The organism is Dyella sp. SG609 (assembly GCF_012275375.1).
Classification (GTDB): Bacteria; Pseudomonadota; Gammaproteobacteria; order Xanthomonadales; family Rhodanobacteraceae; genus Dyella_D; species Dyella_D marensis.
The window spans coordinates 454,337-469,786 of the sequence record NZ_JAAZQJ010000002.1; the positions used below are offsets into that span (position 1 = coordinate 454,337).

At 68.5% G+C, this 15,450-nt stretch carries 17 protein-coding genes; 3 read left to right on the forward strand and 14 right to left on the reverse strand.

Annotation, left to right across the window (positions count from 1 at the left end):
* Window positions 1–26: 26 nt before the first annotated feature.
* Both ftsH and rlmE read right to left on the reverse strand, forming a co-directional pair.
* Complete coding sequence (ftsH, locus tag FHW85_RS05425; RefSeq protein WP_208399865.1) at window positions 27–1,973, reverse strand: ATP-dependent zinc metalloprotease FtsH; 1,947 nt, start codon at window positions 1,971–1,973, stop codon at window positions 27–29.
* Window positions 1,970–2,620, reverse strand: coding sequence for a 23S rRNA (uridine(2552)-2'-O)-methyltransferase RlmE (gene rlmE / locus FHW85_RS05430; protein WP_167257513.1), 651 nt, complete (start codon window positions 2,618–2,620; stop codon window positions 1,970–1,972). Before rlmE ends, ftsH begins: the two co-directional genes overlap by 4 nt.
* An 85-nt stretch (window positions 2,621–2,705) precedes the next feature.
* Here rlmE and yhbY point away from each other — a divergent pair, with 85 nt between their 5' ends.
* The gene (yhbY, locus tag FHW85_RS05435) at window positions 2,706–3,002 is read left to right on the forward strand and encodes a ribosome assembly RNA-binding protein YhbY (RefSeq protein ID WP_167257512.1); all 297 of its coding nucleotides are present in this window, start codon (window positions 2,706–2,708) and stop codon (window positions 3,000–3,002) included.
* Window positions 3,003–3,012: 10 nt separating this feature from the next.
* Window positions 3,013–3,390 carry an Mth938-like domain-containing protein gene (locus FHW85_RS05440; RefSeq protein ID WP_167257511.1) on the forward strand — a complete coding sequence of 126 codons (378 nt, stop codon included), beginning with the start codon at window positions 3,013–3,015 and terminating at the stop codon, window positions 3,388–3,390.
* A 10-nt stretch (window positions 3,391–3,400) separates the two neighbouring features.
* Here FHW85_RS05440 and FHW85_RS05445 read toward each other — a convergent pair whose 3' ends face one another.
* The 4 genes from FHW85_RS05445 to surE form a co-directional block, all read right to left on the reverse strand.
* On the reverse strand, window positions 3,401–4,411 hold the full coding sequence (locus tag FHW85_RS05445; RefSeq protein ID WP_168647596.1) for a peptidoglycan DD-metalloendopeptidase family protein: 1,011 nt from the start codon (window positions 4,409–4,411) through the stop codon (window positions 3,401–3,403).
* Between the two features lie 67 nt (window positions 4,412–4,478).
* Entirely contained in the window at window positions 4,479–5,087 is a 609-nt protein-coding gene (locus FHW85_RS05450; protein ID WP_168647597.1) for a DedA family protein, read from the reverse strand.
* A 26-nt stretch (window positions 5,088–5,113) separates the two neighbouring features.
* On the reverse strand, window positions 5,114–5,794 hold the full coding sequence (locus tag FHW85_RS05455; protein WP_167257508.1) for a protein-L-isoaspartate(D-aspartate) O-methyltransferase: 681 nt from the start codon (window positions 5,792–5,794) through the stop codon (window positions 5,114–5,116).
* A gap of 2 nt (window positions 5,795–5,796) precedes the next feature.
* The gene (gene surE, locus FHW85_RS05460) at window positions 5,797–6,588 is read right to left on the reverse strand and encodes a 5'/3'-nucleotidase SurE (RefSeq protein ID WP_167257507.1); all 792 of its coding nucleotides are present in this window, start codon (window positions 6,586–6,588) and stop codon (window positions 5,797–5,799) included.
* Window positions 6,589–6,730: 142 nt separating this feature from the next.
* Between surE and FHW85_RS05465 the strand changes: the two genes are divergently transcribed.
* A complete protein-coding gene (locus tag FHW85_RS05465) occupies window positions 6,731–7,273 on the forward strand; it encodes a Smr/MutS family protein (RefSeq protein ID WP_167257506.1) in 543 nt (180 codons plus the stop codon).
* A 163-nt stretch (window positions 7,274–7,436) separates the two neighbouring features.
* On the opposite strand, the gene truD is transcribed toward FHW85_RS05465, so the two are convergent.
* From truD to FHW85_RS05505, 8 genes are all read right to left on the reverse strand, one after another.
* Window positions 7,437–8,444: a tRNA pseudouridine(13) synthase TruD gene (gene truD, locus FHW85_RS05470; protein ID WP_168647598.1), complete on the reverse strand. Its 1,008-nt coding sequence runs from the start codon at window positions 8,442–8,444 to the stop codon at window positions 7,437–7,439.
* A gap of 28 nt (window positions 8,445–8,472) precedes the next feature.
* Complete coding sequence (mgtE, locus tag FHW85_RS05475; protein WP_167257504.1) at window positions 8,473–9,915, reverse strand: magnesium transporter; 1,443 nt, start codon at window positions 9,913–9,915, stop codon at window positions 8,473–8,475.
* Window positions 9,912–10,385: a 2-C-methyl-D-erythritol 2,4-cyclodiphosphate synthase gene (gene ispF, locus FHW85_RS05480; protein WP_167257621.1), complete on the reverse strand. Its 474-nt coding sequence runs from the start codon at window positions 10,383–10,385 to the stop codon at window positions 9,912–9,914. Before ispF ends, mgtE begins: the two co-directional genes overlap by 4 nt.
* Window positions 10,386–10,398: 13 nt before the next feature.
* Window positions 10,399–11,088: a 2-C-methyl-D-erythritol 4-phosphate cytidylyltransferase gene (gene ispD / locus FHW85_RS05485; RefSeq protein ID WP_168647599.1), complete on the reverse strand. Its 690-nt coding sequence runs from the start codon at window positions 11,086–11,088 to the stop codon at window positions 10,399–10,401.
* Window position 11,089: 1 nt separating this feature from the next.
* Window positions 11,090–11,419 (reverse strand): cell division protein FtsB, encoded by a 330-nt coding sequence (ftsB, locus tag FHW85_RS05490; protein ID WP_167257502.1) that lies wholly within the window; start codon window positions 11,417–11,419, stop codon window positions 11,090–11,092.
* A gap of 19 nt (window positions 11,420–11,438) precedes the next feature.
* Window positions 11,439–12,752, reverse strand: a complete 1,314-nt coding sequence (gene eno, locus FHW85_RS05495) for a phosphopyruvate hydratase (RefSeq protein WP_167257501.1) — start codon at window positions 12,750–12,752, stop codon at window positions 11,439–11,441.
* 61 nt (window positions 12,753–12,813) lie between these two features.
* The gene (gene kdsA, locus FHW85_RS05500) at window positions 12,814–13,647 is read right to left on the reverse strand and encodes a 3-deoxy-8-phosphooctulonate synthase (protein ID WP_167257500.1); all 834 of its coding nucleotides are present in this window, start codon (window positions 13,645–13,647) and stop codon (window positions 12,814–12,816) included.
* On the reverse strand, window positions 13,644–15,335 hold the full coding sequence (locus tag FHW85_RS05505) for a CTP synthase (protein ID WP_167257499.1): 1,692 nt from the start codon (window positions 15,333–15,335) through the stop codon (window positions 13,644–13,646). Before FHW85_RS05505 ends, kdsA begins: the two co-directional genes overlap by 4 nt.
* Window positions 15,336–15,450: the final 115 nt, after the last annotated feature.

The window sequence follows — 15,450 nt, forward strand, 5'->3', positions numbered from 1 at the left end:
CGTTGCCATCGCCATGCCCTGCCCGCTCAGCCGTGCGGATGACGGCTCTGCGTGGCCGGGTCGCCCACCTTGGCGCCGGCATCGCCGCGCGGCGGCGGAGGCGGCGGCGTGGAACCGGTGGCGGACTTGGTCCAATCCGCCGGCGGGCCCGGCACGCGGCCGGCCATGATCTCGTCGATCTGGTGCGCGTCGATGGTTTCGTACTGCAGCAGCGCTTCGGCCATCACGTGCAGCTTGTCGATGTTGTCGGTGAGCAGCTGCTTGGTGCGCGCGTAGTTGCGGTCCAGGATGGCGCGCACTTCCTCGTCGATCTTGCGCGCGGTCTCGTTGGAGACGTTCTTGTGCTGCGTGACGGCGCGGCCGAGGAACACTTCGTCCTCTTCCTCGCCGTAGGTGACCGGACCGAGCGTGTCGGACAGGCCCCACTTCGTCGCCATGTTGCGCGCCATCTTGGTCGCGCGCTCGATGTCGTTGGACGCACCGGTGGTGACCTTGTCCTCGCCGAAGATCAGCGCCTCGGCCACGCGGCCGCCGTACAGCGAGCACAGCTGCGATTCGATCGCCACGCGGTTCATGCTGTACTTGTCGCCTTCCGGCAGGTACATGGTCACGCCCAGCGCGCGGCCGCGCGGAATGATGGTGACCTTGTAGACCGGGTCGTGCTCCGGCACCAGGCGGCCGACGATGGCGTGGCCGGCCTCGTGATACGCGGTGAGCTTCTTCTCGTCCTCGCTCATGGCCATGGAGCGGCGCTCCGTGCCCATCAGGATCTTGTCGCGCGCCTTGTCCAGATGATTCATGCGCACGTCGCGCGCGTTCTCCCGCGCGGCGAACAGCGCCGCTTCATTGACCAGGTTGGCCAGGTCCGCGCCGGAGAAGCCCGGCGTGCCGCGCGCGATGGTCATGGCGTCGACGTCGGCGGAGGTCGGCACCTTGCGCAGGTGCACCTTCAGAATCTGCTCGCGGCCCTTCACGTCCGGCAGGCCGACCACCACCTGGCGGTCGAAGCGGCCCGGACGCAGCAGCGCGGGGTCGAGCACGTCGGGGCGGTTGGTCGCCGCGATCACGATCACGCCTTCGGTGCCTTCGAAGCCGTCCATCTCCACCAGCAGCTGGTTGAGGGTCTGCTCGCGCTCGTCGTGGCCGCCGCCCAGGCCGGCGCCGCGGTGGCGGCCGACTGCATCGATTTCGTCGATGAAGATGATGCAGGGCGCGTGCTTCTTGGCCTGGTCGAACATGTCGCGCACGCGGCTGGCGCCGACGCCGACGAACATCTCGACGAAGTCGGAACCGGAGATCGAGAAGAACGGCACCTTGGCCTCGCCCGCGATGGCTTTCGCGAGCAGGGTCTTGCCGGTGCCCGGCGGGCCGACCATCAGCACGCCGCGCGGAATCTTGCCGCCCAGCTTCTGGAACTTGCCCGGGTCGCGCAGGAACTCGACCAGTTCGCCGACTTCCTCCTTCGCTTCGTCGCAACCGGCGACGTCGCTGAAATTGACCTTGATCTGGTCCTCGCCCTGCAGCTTGGCGCGCGAACGGCCGAAGCTCATGGCGCCGCGCCCGCCGGCGCCGGCCTGCATCTGGCGCATGAACCAGATGAAGACACCCACGATCAGGATGATCGGCAGCCAGTTGAGCAGCAGGCCCAGCAGGGAGAAGCCGTTGTTGGCCGGCTCCTGCCGCACCTCGACGCCCTTGTCCTGCATCTGCTTGACCACCGAACTGGTGGAGAAGCCGAGCACGGGGGCCACGGTGCGGAAGGCGCTGCCGTCCTTGAGCTTGCCGCTGATCGTGGCCGGCTGGTCGGCGCTGATCACGGCGGTGGACACGTTGCCGTTGTCCACGCTCTGTACAAAGCTGCTGTACGGCAGGTCGGAGGACGACGCGCCATGCGGATTGAAGCTCTGGAACACCGTGAGCAATACCACGGCGATGATCAGCCAGAGCAACAGATTTTTAGCCATCTCATTCATGCACGGTTCTCGCCCGGTTGAGCGCCACTGACCTTTCTTCCTGTGGCCAGCGCATAGACCTCACGCGAACGGGCGCGGGAGGCTTTGGGTTTACGCATAGTTACGCGCGAAAACTCCGTGCGCAAGCTACGCAAGTAATCGTCGAAGCCAGCTCCCTGGAATAACTTGATCAGGAACGAACCGCCCGGTTTCAGCCAATGGCGGCTGAAATCCAGCGCCAGCTCGGCCAGATCCATAGCCCGGATCTGGTCGGCCAGCGCGACACCACTCATATTGGGGGCCATGTCGGATAGGACAAGATCGAGCTGCTGGCCCTCCAGGCGGCTCTCCAGCTCGCGCAGGACGGACTCCTCGCGGAAGTCGCCCTGCAGGAAATCCACCCCGGCGATGCCCTGCATGGGCAGGATGTCCAGGGCCACCACCTTGCCGGTGTCGCCCAGGCGCTGGCGCACCAGCTGGGACCATCCGCCCGGGGCGGCGCCCAGGTCGACCACGCGCATGCCCGGCTTGAGCAGGCGGTCGCGCTCGATCAGTTCTTCCAGCTTATAGACGGCACGGGAGCGCACGCCCTCGGCCTGGGCTTTCTTCACATAGACGTCATCGAAGTGTTCCCGCAGCCAGCGGGAACTGCTTTTGCTGCGGGACATGGGTCGGCAACGGCCACAGATAGGGGGTAACGGGGCGGCATGATACCCTTGTCGGTCCATTCGCCGCGAATCCGAGACTGAACGCATGTCGCTCTCCCCCTCCCAGCGCCGCTATCTGCGCAGTCTGGCCCACGACCTCAAGCCGGTGATCCTGCTCGGGGCCAAGGGCGCGACCGAGGCCGTGGTCAAGGAACTGGACCTGGCCCTGACCCACCACGAACTGGTGAAGGTGAAGCTGTCCGGCGGCGACAAGGACGAGCGCCAGGAGCAGATCGACTTCCTCGCCGGCGGCACCCGCGCCGAGAACGTGCAGCAGATCGGCCATATCGTGGTGCTGTTCCGCCGCAACGAGGACGAGCCCAAGCTCGCCCTGCCGCGCTGAGCCGGCCCGCATGGACCTTTCGCTCGACCGCCCCGGCGAATACCTGTACGTGCGCCGGGTCGGCGCGCGCAGCGTCACCGTCGTCGATCGCGAGTTCACCCGCAGCCTGGTGCTTTCCCCGGAAAAAGCCATCGAGAACTGGCCGGTCACCCACGCCGGCCAGCTGGATGCCGGCCACGTCGACAGCATCCTGGCGCTGGACCCCGAAGTGGTGGTGCTGGGCACCGGGGAGCGCCAGGTGTTCCCCGCCGCCGCCTTCCTGGCCGGCTTCCTGCGCAAGGGCGTGGGCGTGGAAGTGATGGACAACGCCGCCGCGGCGCGTACCTACGACCTGCTGGCCGGCGAGCGCCGCCGCGTGGTCGCGGCTTTTATCCTGCCGGAAGCCTGAGCGCCGCCGCTCAGCGCGACGGCAGATAGCCCAGCGGGTCGACCGGATTGCCGTCGCGGCGGATCTGGAACTGCAGTTCGTCCCGCGTCGCGCCGGTGGAACCCATCTCGGCGATCTGCTGGCCCGCGCTGACGCGCTGGCCTTCCTTCACCAGGCGCTTGCTGTTGTGCCCGTAGGCCGACAGGAAGCTGTCGTTGTGCTTGATGATCACCAGCTCGCCATAGCCGACCAGGCCATTGCCGCTGTACACCACCACGCCATCGGCGGCGGCGCGGATCGGATCGCCGGACTTGCCCAGGATCTCGATCCCCGGAATCGCATCGCCCGACTGGTAACGCTTACCCAGTGAACCGTCCGCCGGCCAGCGCCAGTTGATACCGGCGCTGGAGCGTGTGGCGCCTGGGGCCACAGCCTGCGGAGGAACCGGCGGTGGCGTCGCGGCAGCCGCCGCGGTGTGCGCGGTCGCCGGGGAGCCGGCCACCGGCACGACGGTGACCGCCGTCGAAGCCGGAGCAGGCACCGCCACGGGCGCCGTGGACGGTGCGGACTTGGCCGGGACCGACGCCACCGGAGCCTCGGCCGGCGTCGCCGCCGGATTGTTCTGCACGTTCTGGAAGCCGCCGCCGCTCGGGGGATTGGCCGGCACGAGCACCACCGGGTGGCTCGGCGGCTTCGGCAGCGTGGCCGCAACCGCCGCATGGCTGGCCGCCGGTGCAGCCGCTCCATTGGGCGACAGCTTCAGCGTCTGCCCCGGCCAGATCGTGTACGGCGCGGCGATGCCGTTCCACGAAGCCAGGTCGCGGAAGTCCACGCTGTTGCGGAAGGCGATCGAATACAGCGTGTCGCCCTTTACTACCTTATAAGTGCCGCCTGGCGCCGCCGCGCGTACAGCCGCCGGCGCCACCGTGCGCCCCTGCGTGCCCGCAGCCGGTTCGACCACCACCGAGCTGCGTGGCGAGACGCAGGCGGCGAGCAGCAGGGAGAGCGCGGCGGGGACGAGGTAGCGGCTGGGTCCGTTCATGCGGTGAGCATAGCGAGGCAAAGGGTGATTTTCATGCGGATGTCCTGTTTCGGACTTCGCCCTAAGCTCAATGGCGCAGCACCCACCACAAGAGCAAACCGGCCAGGATTACCACCGCGGCCCAGCCGATGCGCTCGATATGCTTGTGCAGGATGCGCTCGGCGCGTTCGCCGAAGATGCGGATCAGCAGCGCCAGCAGCCACACGCGCTTGCCGCGGCCCACCGCCATGCACACCAGGAATGGAACGATCGGCACGCCGACGATGCCGGCTGCCCAGGTGACGAACTTCATCGGCACCACCGGCTGCAGCGCGGCCAGCGCCAGCACCACCAGCAGCCCCAGCCAATGCGTGTTCATCTGCGCGCGCAGGCTTTCCACGCCCTGCTCGATCGGCGCCAGCAGGTGCAGCGCCTCCAGCACCGGATGCAGCGCCTGGAACGCCCAGTGGCCCAGCGCATAGCCGACCAGCGAGCCGAGCAGCGAGAACACGAGGCTCAAGTTGGCGTAGAAGAACGCCTTGTGCCGCTTGCCCAGCATCATCGGCGCCAGCATCACTTCCGGCATGATCGGAAAGATGAAGGCTTCGACGAAGCTCAAGCCGCACAGGTAGTAGACCGCCCTGGGATGGCGCGCCCAGGTCAGGGCGCGTGCGTACAGCGTTCCGAACAAGCGCATCTAGCGTCCTTCAAGCGAGGGCAGCATCAGCCGATGCCGCCGAGCAGCGGCACGAAGCTCACCGGTCCGAGTTCTTCCTGCACGAAGTCGCCCTGCCCGTCGCCGCGCATGCGGATCAAGGTCTGATGGCTGGGCGAACCCACCGGCGCCACCAGCACGCCGGTCGGGCTGAGCTGGTCGAGCAGCTGGGTGGGAATGGTGTCGCCGGCGGCGGTGAGGATGATGGCGTCGAACGGCGCCTCGTCCGGCCAGCCGAGCTTGCCGTCGTCGTGGCGCGAGCGCAGGTTGGCCAGGCCCAGCTGGCGGAAGCGCCGGCGCGCCTGGCGCAGCAGTTCCTCGATGCGCTCCACCGTGTACAGCTGCGGCACCAGCGCGGCCAGCACCACCGCCTGGTAGCCGGAGCCGGTGCCGATCTCCAGCACCTTCTGCGGCGTGCCGAATTCCAGCAGCGCCTCGGTCATGCGCGCCACCACCCAGGGCTGGGAGATGGTCTGGCCATGGCCGATCGGCAGCGCGGTGTTCTCGTAGGCGCGCGAGTGCAGCGCCTGGTCGATGAAGTGATGGCGCGGCAGGTTGCGGATCACCTCGATCACGCGCGCATCCTTGATGCCGTCTTCCTTCAGCTTGGACGCCAGCCGGTCGCGGGCGCGCTGCGAAGTCATGCCTTCGCCTTTGAGCGCGGACGGCGGCAGCGGGTGCACGTTCATGGTCACGCCACCTTCGCTCCGCTGCCGGCGCCCATGCGGTCGCTGAGCGCGGTCATCCAGCTGCTCACCTTCTCCAGCGCCTGGAAGCGCGTGAGGTCGACGTGGATCGGCGTGACCGAGACGTAGCCGCGGCGCACCGCGTCGAAATCGGTGCCGGGGCCGGCGTCGTCCACGTCGCCGGCCGGGCCGATCCACCAGATCGGCTTGCCGCGCGGGTCGGTCTGCCGGATGCACGGCGCGGAACGGTGGCGCTTGCCCAGGCGGGTGACTTCGAAGCCGTGGATCTGTTCCCACGGCAGGTCGGGCACGTTGACGTTGAGGATGGTGTCGGCCGGCAGCGGGTCCACCAGCAGGCGTTCCATCAGCATCAGCACGGCGCGCGCGGCACAGTCGTAGTGCTCGCCGTGGTGGTCCTTGCTCACCAGCGAGACGGCGATCGCCGGCAGGCCGAGGAAACGGCCTTCCATCGCGGCGGAGACCGTGCCGGAATAGATCACGTCGTCGCCGAGATTGGCCGAGTTGTTGATGCCGGACACCACGATGTCGGGCTCGTCGTCGAGCAGGCCGGCCAGCGCCAGGTGCACGCAGTCGGTCGGCGTGCCCGCCACGCGGTAATAGCCGTTGTCCATCCGCAGCACGCGGATCGGCGCGTCGAGGGTGAGTGAATTGCTGGCGCCGGAGCGGTCCCGGTCGGGAGCCACCACGGTGACCTGGCCGACCGCGCCGAGGCGTTCGGCCAGCACGCGGATGCCGGGAGCATCCACACCGTCGTCGTTGCTTACGAGAACTCGCATTGTCATCCGTTCGAAAAACCCAGGAGCCGGCGCGTTCCCCGGCACGCCAGCGATACGCGGAAGTCTACCCGAGCGGGCCAGGGGTTTCATCGCCGACGATGTCACGTCCCGGTTGCACCGTGTCCTGGTCTACGATGTCGCGATGAAACGCCGCCCGCCCACCGTGAACGACGACGACGCGCGCCTGTTCCGCGAGGCGATCGGCGAAGTCCGCCGTCTCGACCCCGCCGAGCCGGCACCGGCCGCGCCCCGTCCCGAGCCGCGCGCGCACATGCTGGAAGCGGACGAAGCCGCGGTGCCGGGCGAATTGCTCGACATGGCCTTCGATCCCGGTCTCATGGAGGTCGGCGAGGAGCTCAGCTACCTGCGCGACGGCTATCCGCCGAAACTGCTGCGCCAGCTCAAGCGCGGCCAGTTCAGCGTGCAGGACGACATCGACCTGCACCAGATGAATGCCGCGGCGGCCACCGCGACCATCGCCGACTTCCTCGCCGAGGCGCACGAGCGCGGCTTCCGCTGCGTGCGCATCGTGCATGGCAAGGGCCTGCGCTCGAAAAGCGCCGGGCCGGTGCTGAAGGTGCTGACGGACCGCCTCCTGCGGCGGCGGGACGACGTGATCGCGTTTGCTTCGGCACGGCCGATGCAGGGCGGCACGGGTGCCGTGGTCGTATTGCTGAAGGACTGAACTCTTCTCCCCTCCGGGGAGAAGATGCCGGCAGGCAGATGAGGGGTCGCTCTAGCGACAGTTTGTCTACGAAGTGAAGAAAAGCTCTTAGGCTTTCCCGACCTTCCGCTCACCGCTCCGCCCGGCCCCTCACCCCAGCCCTCTCCCCGGAGGGGAGAGGGGGTTAGGTTGTGGCGAGTTCGCGCACTACTACGGTGGCATACGCACCGGCCGGCAAGCCGAACGTCAGTTCCAGCGCATCCTCGCCCAGCCACTGCCAGCGCAGCTGATCGGGAATGAGCCGCAGCGGGCGGCGTTCCTGGTCCATCCGCGCGGCCACCAGCCCCGCGACGAGATCCGCATTCGCCGCGGCCATCGCACTTTCCAGTTCAGCCAATTCACCGCCCGCCGGCGTCTCGCCCTGCCCCCACAGCGGCCCGGACGGATGGATGTCGCCGCGCGCCAGCCGCTCGGCCAGCACGCCGTCGAACGGCTCCGGCCCGAACCACGAACGGCTGCCGGCCAGCGACCACAGCTCGCCGTCCAGCGGCTTATCCCAGGCATCGCGCTCCACGCGCGCGGCCAGCACTTCGTTGAACAGGTGCGAGCGCGCGGCGGACAGCAGGAACTGGCGCTTGTCGCGGTCCACCCGGCGCCCGGCGAACATCGCGCGCGCCTGCTCCACATTGCCGCCGCCGCGGCCGAAGCGCTGCTCGCCGAAATAATTCGGCACGCCGCGCGCGGCGATGCGCTCCAGCACTTCCTCCGCACGCGCGCGGTCGCCCTGCACCTGGCGCAGCACCAGCACGAAGCGGTTGCCGCGCAGCGCGCCGCGCTTGAGCTTGCGCTTGTGCCGCGCGGCCGACAGCACCTGCACGTCCGCATGCGGAAACGCCGACCAGTCCGGATCGGGCTTGCCGGCCAGCTGCACCGAGAAGGCCTGGCGCGTGACCGCGTGACGGTCCTTCAGGCCCGCATAGCCCACGGCCACCTGCGGCACGCCCGCGTAGTTCGCCAGCTCGCGCGCCACCCAGTCGGTAGTGGCGCCGCGCTTTTCCACCAGCAGCAGCGCGTGCTCGCCTTCGCCGTCGGCTTCGTAGCCGAGGATCTCCTCCACGCGGAAATCCTCGGGCGTGCTGCGCAACTGGGCGCTCAGCGGCGGGGTGCCATGGGCGTAGGGAAGATCGCTCATCGAATGGATACCGAAAAAAGAAAACGCGTCAGACCAGGAACACCGTGGCCAGCCCGAGGAAAATAAAAAAGCCGCCGCTGTCGGTCATCGCCGTGATCAGCACGCTCGAACCCAGTGCCGGATCGCGCCCGCGGCGCGCCATCAGCATAGGGATGCCCACGCCGCAGAACGCCGCCAGCAGCAGGTTGAGCGTCATCGCCGCGGTCATCACCAGGCCCAGCGCCAGATGCCCGTACAGCGCCCACGCCACCAGGCCGATCACGCCGCCCCAGACCAGGCCGTTGGCCAGCGCCACGCCCATCTCCTTGCGCCATAGCCGCTTGGCGCTGGCGGGCGTGATCTGGTCCAGCGCCAGCGCGCGCACGATCATGGTGATGGTCTGGTTGCCGGAATTGCCGCCGATGCCGGCCACGATCGGCATCAGGGTGGCCAGCGCCACCAGCTTCTGGATCGAACCTTCGAACAGGCCGATCACGCGCGAGGCGATGAATGCCGTGACCAGGTTGATCGCCAGCCAGGTCCAGCGGTTGCGCACCGATTTCCACACCGAGGCGAAGATGTCTTCTTCCTCGCGCAGGCCGCCGCGGCTCAGCGCCTCGCTCTCGCCTTCCTCGCGGATCACGTCGACCATGGCGTCGATGGTGATGCGGCCGATCAGGTGGCTGTTGTCGTCCACCACCGGCGCGGTGACCAGGTCGTAGCGCTCGAAGGCCTGCGCGGTTTCGTAGGCGTCGTCGGCCGGGTGGAAGGTGTTGACGTCCGGCGCCATCACCTCGCTCACCATTTTTTCCGGCGAATTGACCAGCAGCCAGTGGATCGGCAGCACGCCGGTGAGCAGGTTGTCGTGGTTCACCACGAACAGCTTGTCGGTCTGCGCGGGCAGCTCGTCGAAGCGGCGCAGATAGCGCAGCACCGTTTCCAGGCTGACGTCCTCGCGGATGGTGACCATCTCGAAGTCCATCAGCGCGCCGACCTGGTCGTCGGCCCAGGACAGCGCCGACTGCAGCTGCTCGCGCTGCTGCGCGTCGAGGCTGGCCATCAGCTCGGGCAGCACTTCGGTGGGCAGGTCTTCCACCAGGTCTGCCAGCTCGTCCGCTTCCAGCGGCTCGACCGCGGCGAGGATCTCGCGCTGGTCCATGTCGGCGATCAGCGATTCGCGGACGGCGTCGGAGACTTCGAGCAGGATCTCGCCGTCGCGGTCGGCCTTCACCAGCTGCCAGACGGCAAGGCGGTCTTCCAGCGGGAGGGCTTCGAGGACGTAGGCGATGTCGGCCGGATGCAGGACGTCGAGCTGGCGCTGCAGTTCCGACAGGTGCTGGCGGTGCAGCAGGTTGTCGACCAGCTCCTGGTGCGGACCGTGCTGCGCGTGCGCCACCTGCTCCACCAGCTTGTGCCGGCGCAGCAGTTCGTTGATGCGCTCCAGCTGCTCGTGCAGCCGGCCGGCGGAGCCGCGGGCCTCGGCCTCGCTCACGCCAGCACCAGCAGCGCGCAGGCCTGCGCGGCGATGCCCTCGCCGCGGCCCGTGAAGCCGAGCTTCTCGGTGGTAGTGGCCTTGATGCTCACGCGGTCGACCTCGCAATGCAGGTCTTCGGCCAGCAGCTCGCGCATGGCCTGCGCGTGCGGGCCGACCTTGGGCGCTTCGCAGATCACCGTCACGTCGACGTTGCCGATCGCGTAGCCGCGCTCGCGCATGAGCGTGTAGGCGTGGCGCAGGAACAGCCGGCTCTCGGCGCCGCGCCAGCGCTCCTGCGAAGGCGGGAAATGCCGGCCGATATCGCCCAGCGCCAGCGCGCCGAAGATGGCGTCGCACAGCGCGTGGATCACCACGTCGCCATCGGAATGCGCCACCACGCCGCGGCTGTGCGGCACGCGCACGCCGCCGAGCATCACATGGTCGCCGTCGCCGAAGGCGTGCACGTCGAAGCCCTGGCCGATCCGCATCATGCGCGCGCCCTCACGCCGTCCTGTCCAGAAGAAACTCGGCCAGCGCGAAATCGGCGGCCGTGGTCACCTTGATATTGTCCTCGGCGCCTTCGACGAGCAACGGGGCATGGCCCGCGCGCTCCATCGCCATCGCCTCGTCGCTGGGCTTGAAGCCGCCCGCCGCCGCCGCGCGCAGGGCCACGGCCAGTTCGGCGCGGCGGAACAGCTGCGGAGTGAAGGCGCGCCAGCGTTCCTCGCGCGGCTCGGTCGCCACGCTGCGGTGCGCGGCGTCGGCACGCTTGAGCGTGTCGCGCAGCGGCGCGCCGAGCAGGCCGCCGCCGGCCGGCACAGCCAGCTCGATCAGCCGGGCGATGTCGGCCGCGCGCACGCAGGGGCGCGCGGCGTCGTGCACCAGCACGAAATCGTCGGGTTTCACTTCGGCCGGCAAGGCATCCAGGCCGGCCAGCACCGAATCGCAGCGCTCGGCGCCGCCGAGCGTGGTCAGCACCGGCTTGCCGCCGATGCGCCCCAGGCCGGGCCAGCGGTCGTCGCCCGCGCCCAGCACCACCATCACGCCGGCAATGCGCGGATGCGTGGCCAGCCGCGCCAGCGTGTGTTCGATCAGCGGCCGGCCGGCGAGCGGCAGGTACTGCTTGGGAATGTCGCCACCGACCCGGGCGCCGCGCCCGGCGGCCGGCACCACGCACCACAGGGAAGCCATGTCAGTGTCCGCCGCTGCTGGCGGCGGGCGCCGGTGCCGCGCTGGCGGCGGCGCCCGGCTGCTCGACCACCTGGTAGAAGGTCTCGCCCGGCTTGATCAGGCCCAGTTCGCCGCGCGCGCGCGCCTCGACCGCCTGTTCGCCGTGCTTGAGATCGTCCACGTCCGCGCCCAGCGCCTGGTTGCGCTGGAGCAGGCGCTGGTTGTCCTCGGTCTGCTTCTTCACCGCGGCGCGCAGGGTTTCCACCTCGTGCACGCCGCCGTTGCCGGTCCACAGTTTCACCTGCAGACCGATCAGCACGAGCAGCAGGATGAGGGCGATCCAGCGCAGCATGGCCGTGGACTTCGCTCCCTCAGCCCGGCAGCCTGGCCAGGCTCGGGAACGCGTTGCGGCCGGCGTACTGCGCGGCGGCGCCGAGCTGTTCCTCGATGCGCAGCAGCTGGTTGTACTTGGCCACGCGATCAGTGCGGCACAGCGAACCGGTCTTGATCTGCGTGGCGGTGGTGGCCACGGCGATGTCGGAGATGGTGGTGTCCTCCGTCTCGCCCGAGCGGTGCGACACGATCGCGGCGTACTTGGCGGCGTCGGCCATGGCGATGGCTTCCAGCGTTTCCGACAGCGTGCCGATCTGGTTGACCTTGATCAGGATGGCATTGGCGATGTGCTTGTCGATGCCTTCGCGGAAGATCGCCGGATTGGTCACGAACAGGTCGTCGCCGACCAGCTGCACCTGCTTGCCGATGCTGTCGGTGAGCAGCTTCCAGCCGTCCCAGTCGCCTTCGGCCATGCCGTCCTCGATGGTGACGATCGGGTACTGCTTCGCCCAGCTGGCGAGCAGGTCGACGAACTGCGCGGGCGTGTAGACCTTGCCCTCGCCTTCCAGGTCGTACTTGCCGTCCTTGAAGAACTCGGAGCTGGCCACGTCCAGGCCGAGCAGGATGTCGCTGCCGATCTTGTAGCCGGTGTGGTTGACCGCTTCGAGAATGGTGTCCAGCGCCTCGATGTTCGAGCGCAGGTTCGGCGCGAAGCCGCCCTCGTCGCCCACCGCCGTGTTCAGGCCCTTGCCCTTCAGCACGCTCTTGAGCGCGTGGAAGATCTCGGTGCCGGCGCGCAGCGCCTCGGCGAAGCTGGGCAGGCCGACCGGCAGCACCATGAATTCCTGCACGTCGACGTTGTTATCGGCATGCGCGCCACCGTTGATGATGTTCATCATCGGCACCGGCAGCGCGCCGGGCTTGCCGGTGGTGCCGTTGATGGTGGCCAGGTACTGCCACAGCGGGCGGCCCTGCTGCGCGGCCACCGCGTGCGCGGCGGCCATCGACACGCCGAGGATGGCGTTGGCGCCGAGCTTGCCCTTGTTCGGCGTGCCGTCGAGCGCGATCAGCCTGGCGTCCAGGCCCTTCTGGTCGGCCGCGTCGAAACCCTTGAGCGCACCGGCGATGGCGCCGTTGACGTTGCCCACCGCGTTCTTCACACCCTTGCCCAGATAGCGCGACTTGTCGCCGTCACGCAGCTCCACCGCTTCGCGGGTACCCGTGGAGGCGCCGCTCGGCACCGCCGCGCGGCCGAAGCCGCCGCCGGCCAGGGTCACTTCCGCTTCGAGCGTGGGATTGCCGCGGGAGTCGAGGATTTCGCGGGCGTGGATGCGGGTGATGTCGGTGCTCATGCAGTTCCTGTCCAGAAAGGGCGAAGGGGACGAACTAAAGCGGGGAATGAAACTTGAAGGATCAAAGCGTCTGTTCGAGGAAGCCATGCCGCTTGGTCACGGCATCCAGCTCCATCAGGGTTTCCAGCAGCGCTTCCATCTTGCCGAGCGGCCAGGCGTTGGGGCCGTCGCTCAATGCCTTGGAGGGATCCGGATGGGTCTCGGCGAACAGGCCGGCCACGCCCACGGCGATCGCCGCGCGCGCCAGCACCGGCACGAATTCGCGCTGGCCGCCGGAGCTGGTGCCCTGGCCGCCGGGCAGCTGCACCGAGTGGGTGGCGTCGAACACCACCGGGCAGCCGGTGTCGCGCATCACCGCGAGCGAGCGCATGTCCGACACCAGGTTGTTGTAGCCGAAGCTGGCGCCGCGCTCGCACACCAGGATGTCGTCGTTGCCCACGGCCTTGGCCTTGTCCACGACGTTCTTCATGTCCCACGGCGCCAGGAACTGGCCCTTCTTGATGTTCACCGGCTTGCCGGCGCGCGCCACCGCCTGGATGAAATCGGTCTGGCGGCACAGGAAGGCCGGCGTCTGCAGCACGTCGACCACCGCGGCGACTTCGGCGAACGGGGTGTATTCGTGCACGTCGGTGAGCACCGGCACGCCGACCTGGCGCTTCACTTCGCCCAGGATGCGCAGGCCCTCTTCCATGCCCAGCCCGCGGAAGCTGCTGCCGGAGGAACGGTTGGCCTTGTCGAAGCTGGACTTGAAGATGAAGTTGATGCCGAGCCGGCCGGTGATTTCCTTGAGCTTGCCGGCGGTGTCCACCTGCAGCTGCTCCGACTCGACCACGCAGGGGCCGGCGATCAGGAACAGCGGCTGGTCCTGGCCGACCTCGAAACCGCACAACTTCATGCGACGTTCTCCCTGGTGTTCGGGGTGGTTGCCGAGGCCAGGCGCTCGCCTTCGCGCACCGCCTTGTGCTCGCGCGCGGCGCTCACGAAGCCGATGAACAGCGGGTGGCCATCGCGCGGCGTGGAGGTGAATTCCGGATGCGCCTGGCAGCCGAGGAACCACGGGTGCTGCTGCTGCGGCAGCTCGACGATCTCCACCAGCAGGTCGTCCATCGACTTGCCGGAGATCACCAGCCCCAGGTCTTCGAACGACTGGCGGTAGCGGTTGTTGAACTCGTAGCGGTGGCGATGGCGCTCGCGCACCACTTCCTGGCCGTACAGCTCGCGCGCCAGGGTGCCGGCCTTGAGCCGGCATTCCTGCGCGCCCAGGCGCATGGTGCCGCCGAGGTCCGAGCGCTCGGTGCGGGTTTCCACTTCGCCGGCGGCGGTGGTCCACTCGGTGATCAGCGCGATTACCGGGTTGGGCGTGTTGCGGTCGTTCTCGCTGGAATCGGCGTCGGCGTGGCCGGCCACGTGGCGGGCGAAATCCACCACCGCGGCGTGCATGCCGTAGCAGATGCCGAAGTACGGCACGCCGTGCTCGCGGGCGTATTTGGCGGCCAGCACCTTGCCTTCGAAGCCGCGCTTGCCGAAGCCGCCCGGCACCAGGATGGCGTCGACGCCGCCCAGTACCTTGGCCGCGCCCTCGGCTTCCACCTGCTCGGAATCGACCCACTGCAGGTTCACCCGGGTCTGCTGCTTGATGCCGCCGTGGCGCAGGGCTTCGCCCAGCGACTTGTAGGCGTCCTTGTGCTCGACGTACTTGCCGACGATGGCCACGTTGACCTCGTCCTTGGGATGCTCCACCGCTTCCACGGTGCGCTGCCAGGCGGAAAGGTCGGCCGGGCCGGCGTCGAGGCCCAGGCGCTTGACCACGATCTCGTCCAGGCCCTGCTTGTGCAGCCACAGCGGCTGCTTGTAGATGATGTCCACGTCGGTGGCGCTGATCACCGCGTGCTCCGGCACGTTGGTGAACAGGGCGATCTTGCGGCGCTCGCCGTCGGGCAGCGGCTGCTCGCAGCGGCACAGCAGCACGTCCGGCTGGATGCCGATCGAGCGCAGTTCCTTCACCGAGTGCTGGGTGGGCTTGGTCTTGATCTCGCCGGCGGCCTTGATGTACGGCACCAGGGTGAGGTGCATGAACAGGCACTTCTCCGGACCGTGCTCGATGCGCAGCTGGCGGATCGCCTCCAGGAACGGCAGCGACTCGATGTCGCCCACCGTGCCGCCGATCTCCACCAGGGCCACGTCGAAGCCGCGGGTGGCCTCGTGGATGCAGTGCTTGATCTCGTCGGTGATGTGCGGAATCACCTGCACGGTGGCGCCGAGGTAGTCGCCGCGGCGCTCCTTGCGGATCACCGACTCGTAGATCTTGCCGGTGGTGATGGAGTTCTTGCCGGTGAGGCGGGTGTGGACGAAGCGCTCGTAGTGGCCCAGGTCCAGGTCGGTCTCGGCGCCGTCGTCGGTGACGTAGACCTCGCCGTGCTGGAAGGGGCTCATCGTGCCGGGGTCGACGTTGATGTACGGGTCGAGCTTCATCATGGTGACCGAGAGGCCACGCGCTTCCAGAATGGAAGCCAGCGACGCCGCGGCGATGCCCTTGCCAAGCGAGGACACCACACCGCCGGTGACGAAAATCAGGGGGGTCATGGGATGCAGCCGTGCTGGAAATCGGCATTTTAGCGGAGGTCGCTCCGGGCCGCGAGCGCTACGTTGAAAATTCCTCCGGCGGTTCATCGAGCCGCGCTCCACGGAATCGGGCGCG

What these genes read in the sequence shown, in the direction of transcription:
- ftsH (WP_208399865.1), bottom strand. Translation starts at nt 1,973, where the DNA reads ATGAATGAGATGGCTAAAAATCTGTTGCTCTGGCTGATCATCGCCGTG.
- rlmE (WP_167257513.1), bottom strand. Translation starts at nt 2,620, where the DNA reads ATGTCCCGCAGCAAAAGCAGTTCCCGCTGGCTGCGGGAACACTTCGAT.
- yhbY (WP_167257512.1), top strand. Translation starts at nt 2,706, where the DNA reads ATGTCGCTCTCCCCCTCCCAGCGCCGCTATCTGCGCAGTCTGGCCCAC.
- FHW85_RS05440 (WP_167257511.1), top strand. Translation starts at nt 3,013, where the DNA reads ATGGACCTTTCGCTCGACCGCCCCGGCGAATACCTGTACGTGCGCCGG.
- FHW85_RS05445 (WP_168647596.1), bottom strand. Translation starts at nt 4,411, where the DNA reads ATGAACGGACCCAGCCGCTACCTCGTCCCCGCCGCGCTCTCCCTGCTG.
- FHW85_RS05450 (WP_168647597.1), bottom strand. Translation starts at nt 5,087, where the DNA reads ATGCGCTTGTTCGGAACGCTGTACGCACGCGCCCTGACCTGGGCGCGC.
- FHW85_RS05455 (WP_167257508.1), bottom strand. Translation starts at nt 5,794, where the DNA reads ATGAACGTGCACCCGCTGCCGCCGTCCGCGCTCAAAGGCGAAGGCATG.
- surE (WP_167257507.1), bottom strand. Translation starts at nt 6,588, where the DNA reads ATGCGAGTTCTCGTAAGCAACGACGACGGTGTGGATGCTCCCGGCATC.
- FHW85_RS05465 (WP_167257506.1), top strand. Translation starts at nt 6,731, where the DNA reads ATGAAACGCCGCCCGCCCACCGTGAACGACGACGACGCGCGCCTGTTC.
- truD (WP_168647598.1), bottom strand. Translation starts at nt 8,444, where the DNA reads ATGAGCGATCTTCCCTACGCCCATGGCACCCCGCCGCTGAGCGCCCAG.
- ispF (WP_167257621.1), bottom strand. Translation starts at nt 10,385, where the DNA reads ATGCGGATCGGCCAGGGCTTCGACGTGCACGCCTTCGGCGACGGCGAC.
- ispD (WP_168647599.1), bottom strand. Translation starts at nt 11,088, where the DNA reads ATGGCTTCCCTGTGGTGCGTGGTGCCGGCCGCCGGGCGCGGCGCCCGG.
- ftsB (WP_167257502.1), bottom strand. Translation starts at nt 11,419, where the DNA reads ATGCTGCGCTGGATCGCCCTCATCCTGCTGCTCGTGCTGATCGGTCTG.
- eno (WP_167257501.1), bottom strand. Translation starts at nt 12,752, where the DNA reads ATGAGCACCGACATCACCCGCATCCACGCCCGCGAAATCCTCGACTCC.
- kdsA (WP_167257500.1), bottom strand. Translation starts at nt 13,647, where the DNA reads ATGAAGTTGTGCGGTTTCGAGGTCGGCCAGGACCAGCCGCTGTTCCTG.
- FHW85_RS05505 (WP_167257499.1), bottom strand. Translation starts at nt 15,335, where the DNA reads ATGACCCCCCTGATTTTCGTCACCGGCGGTGTGGTGTCCTCGCTTGGC.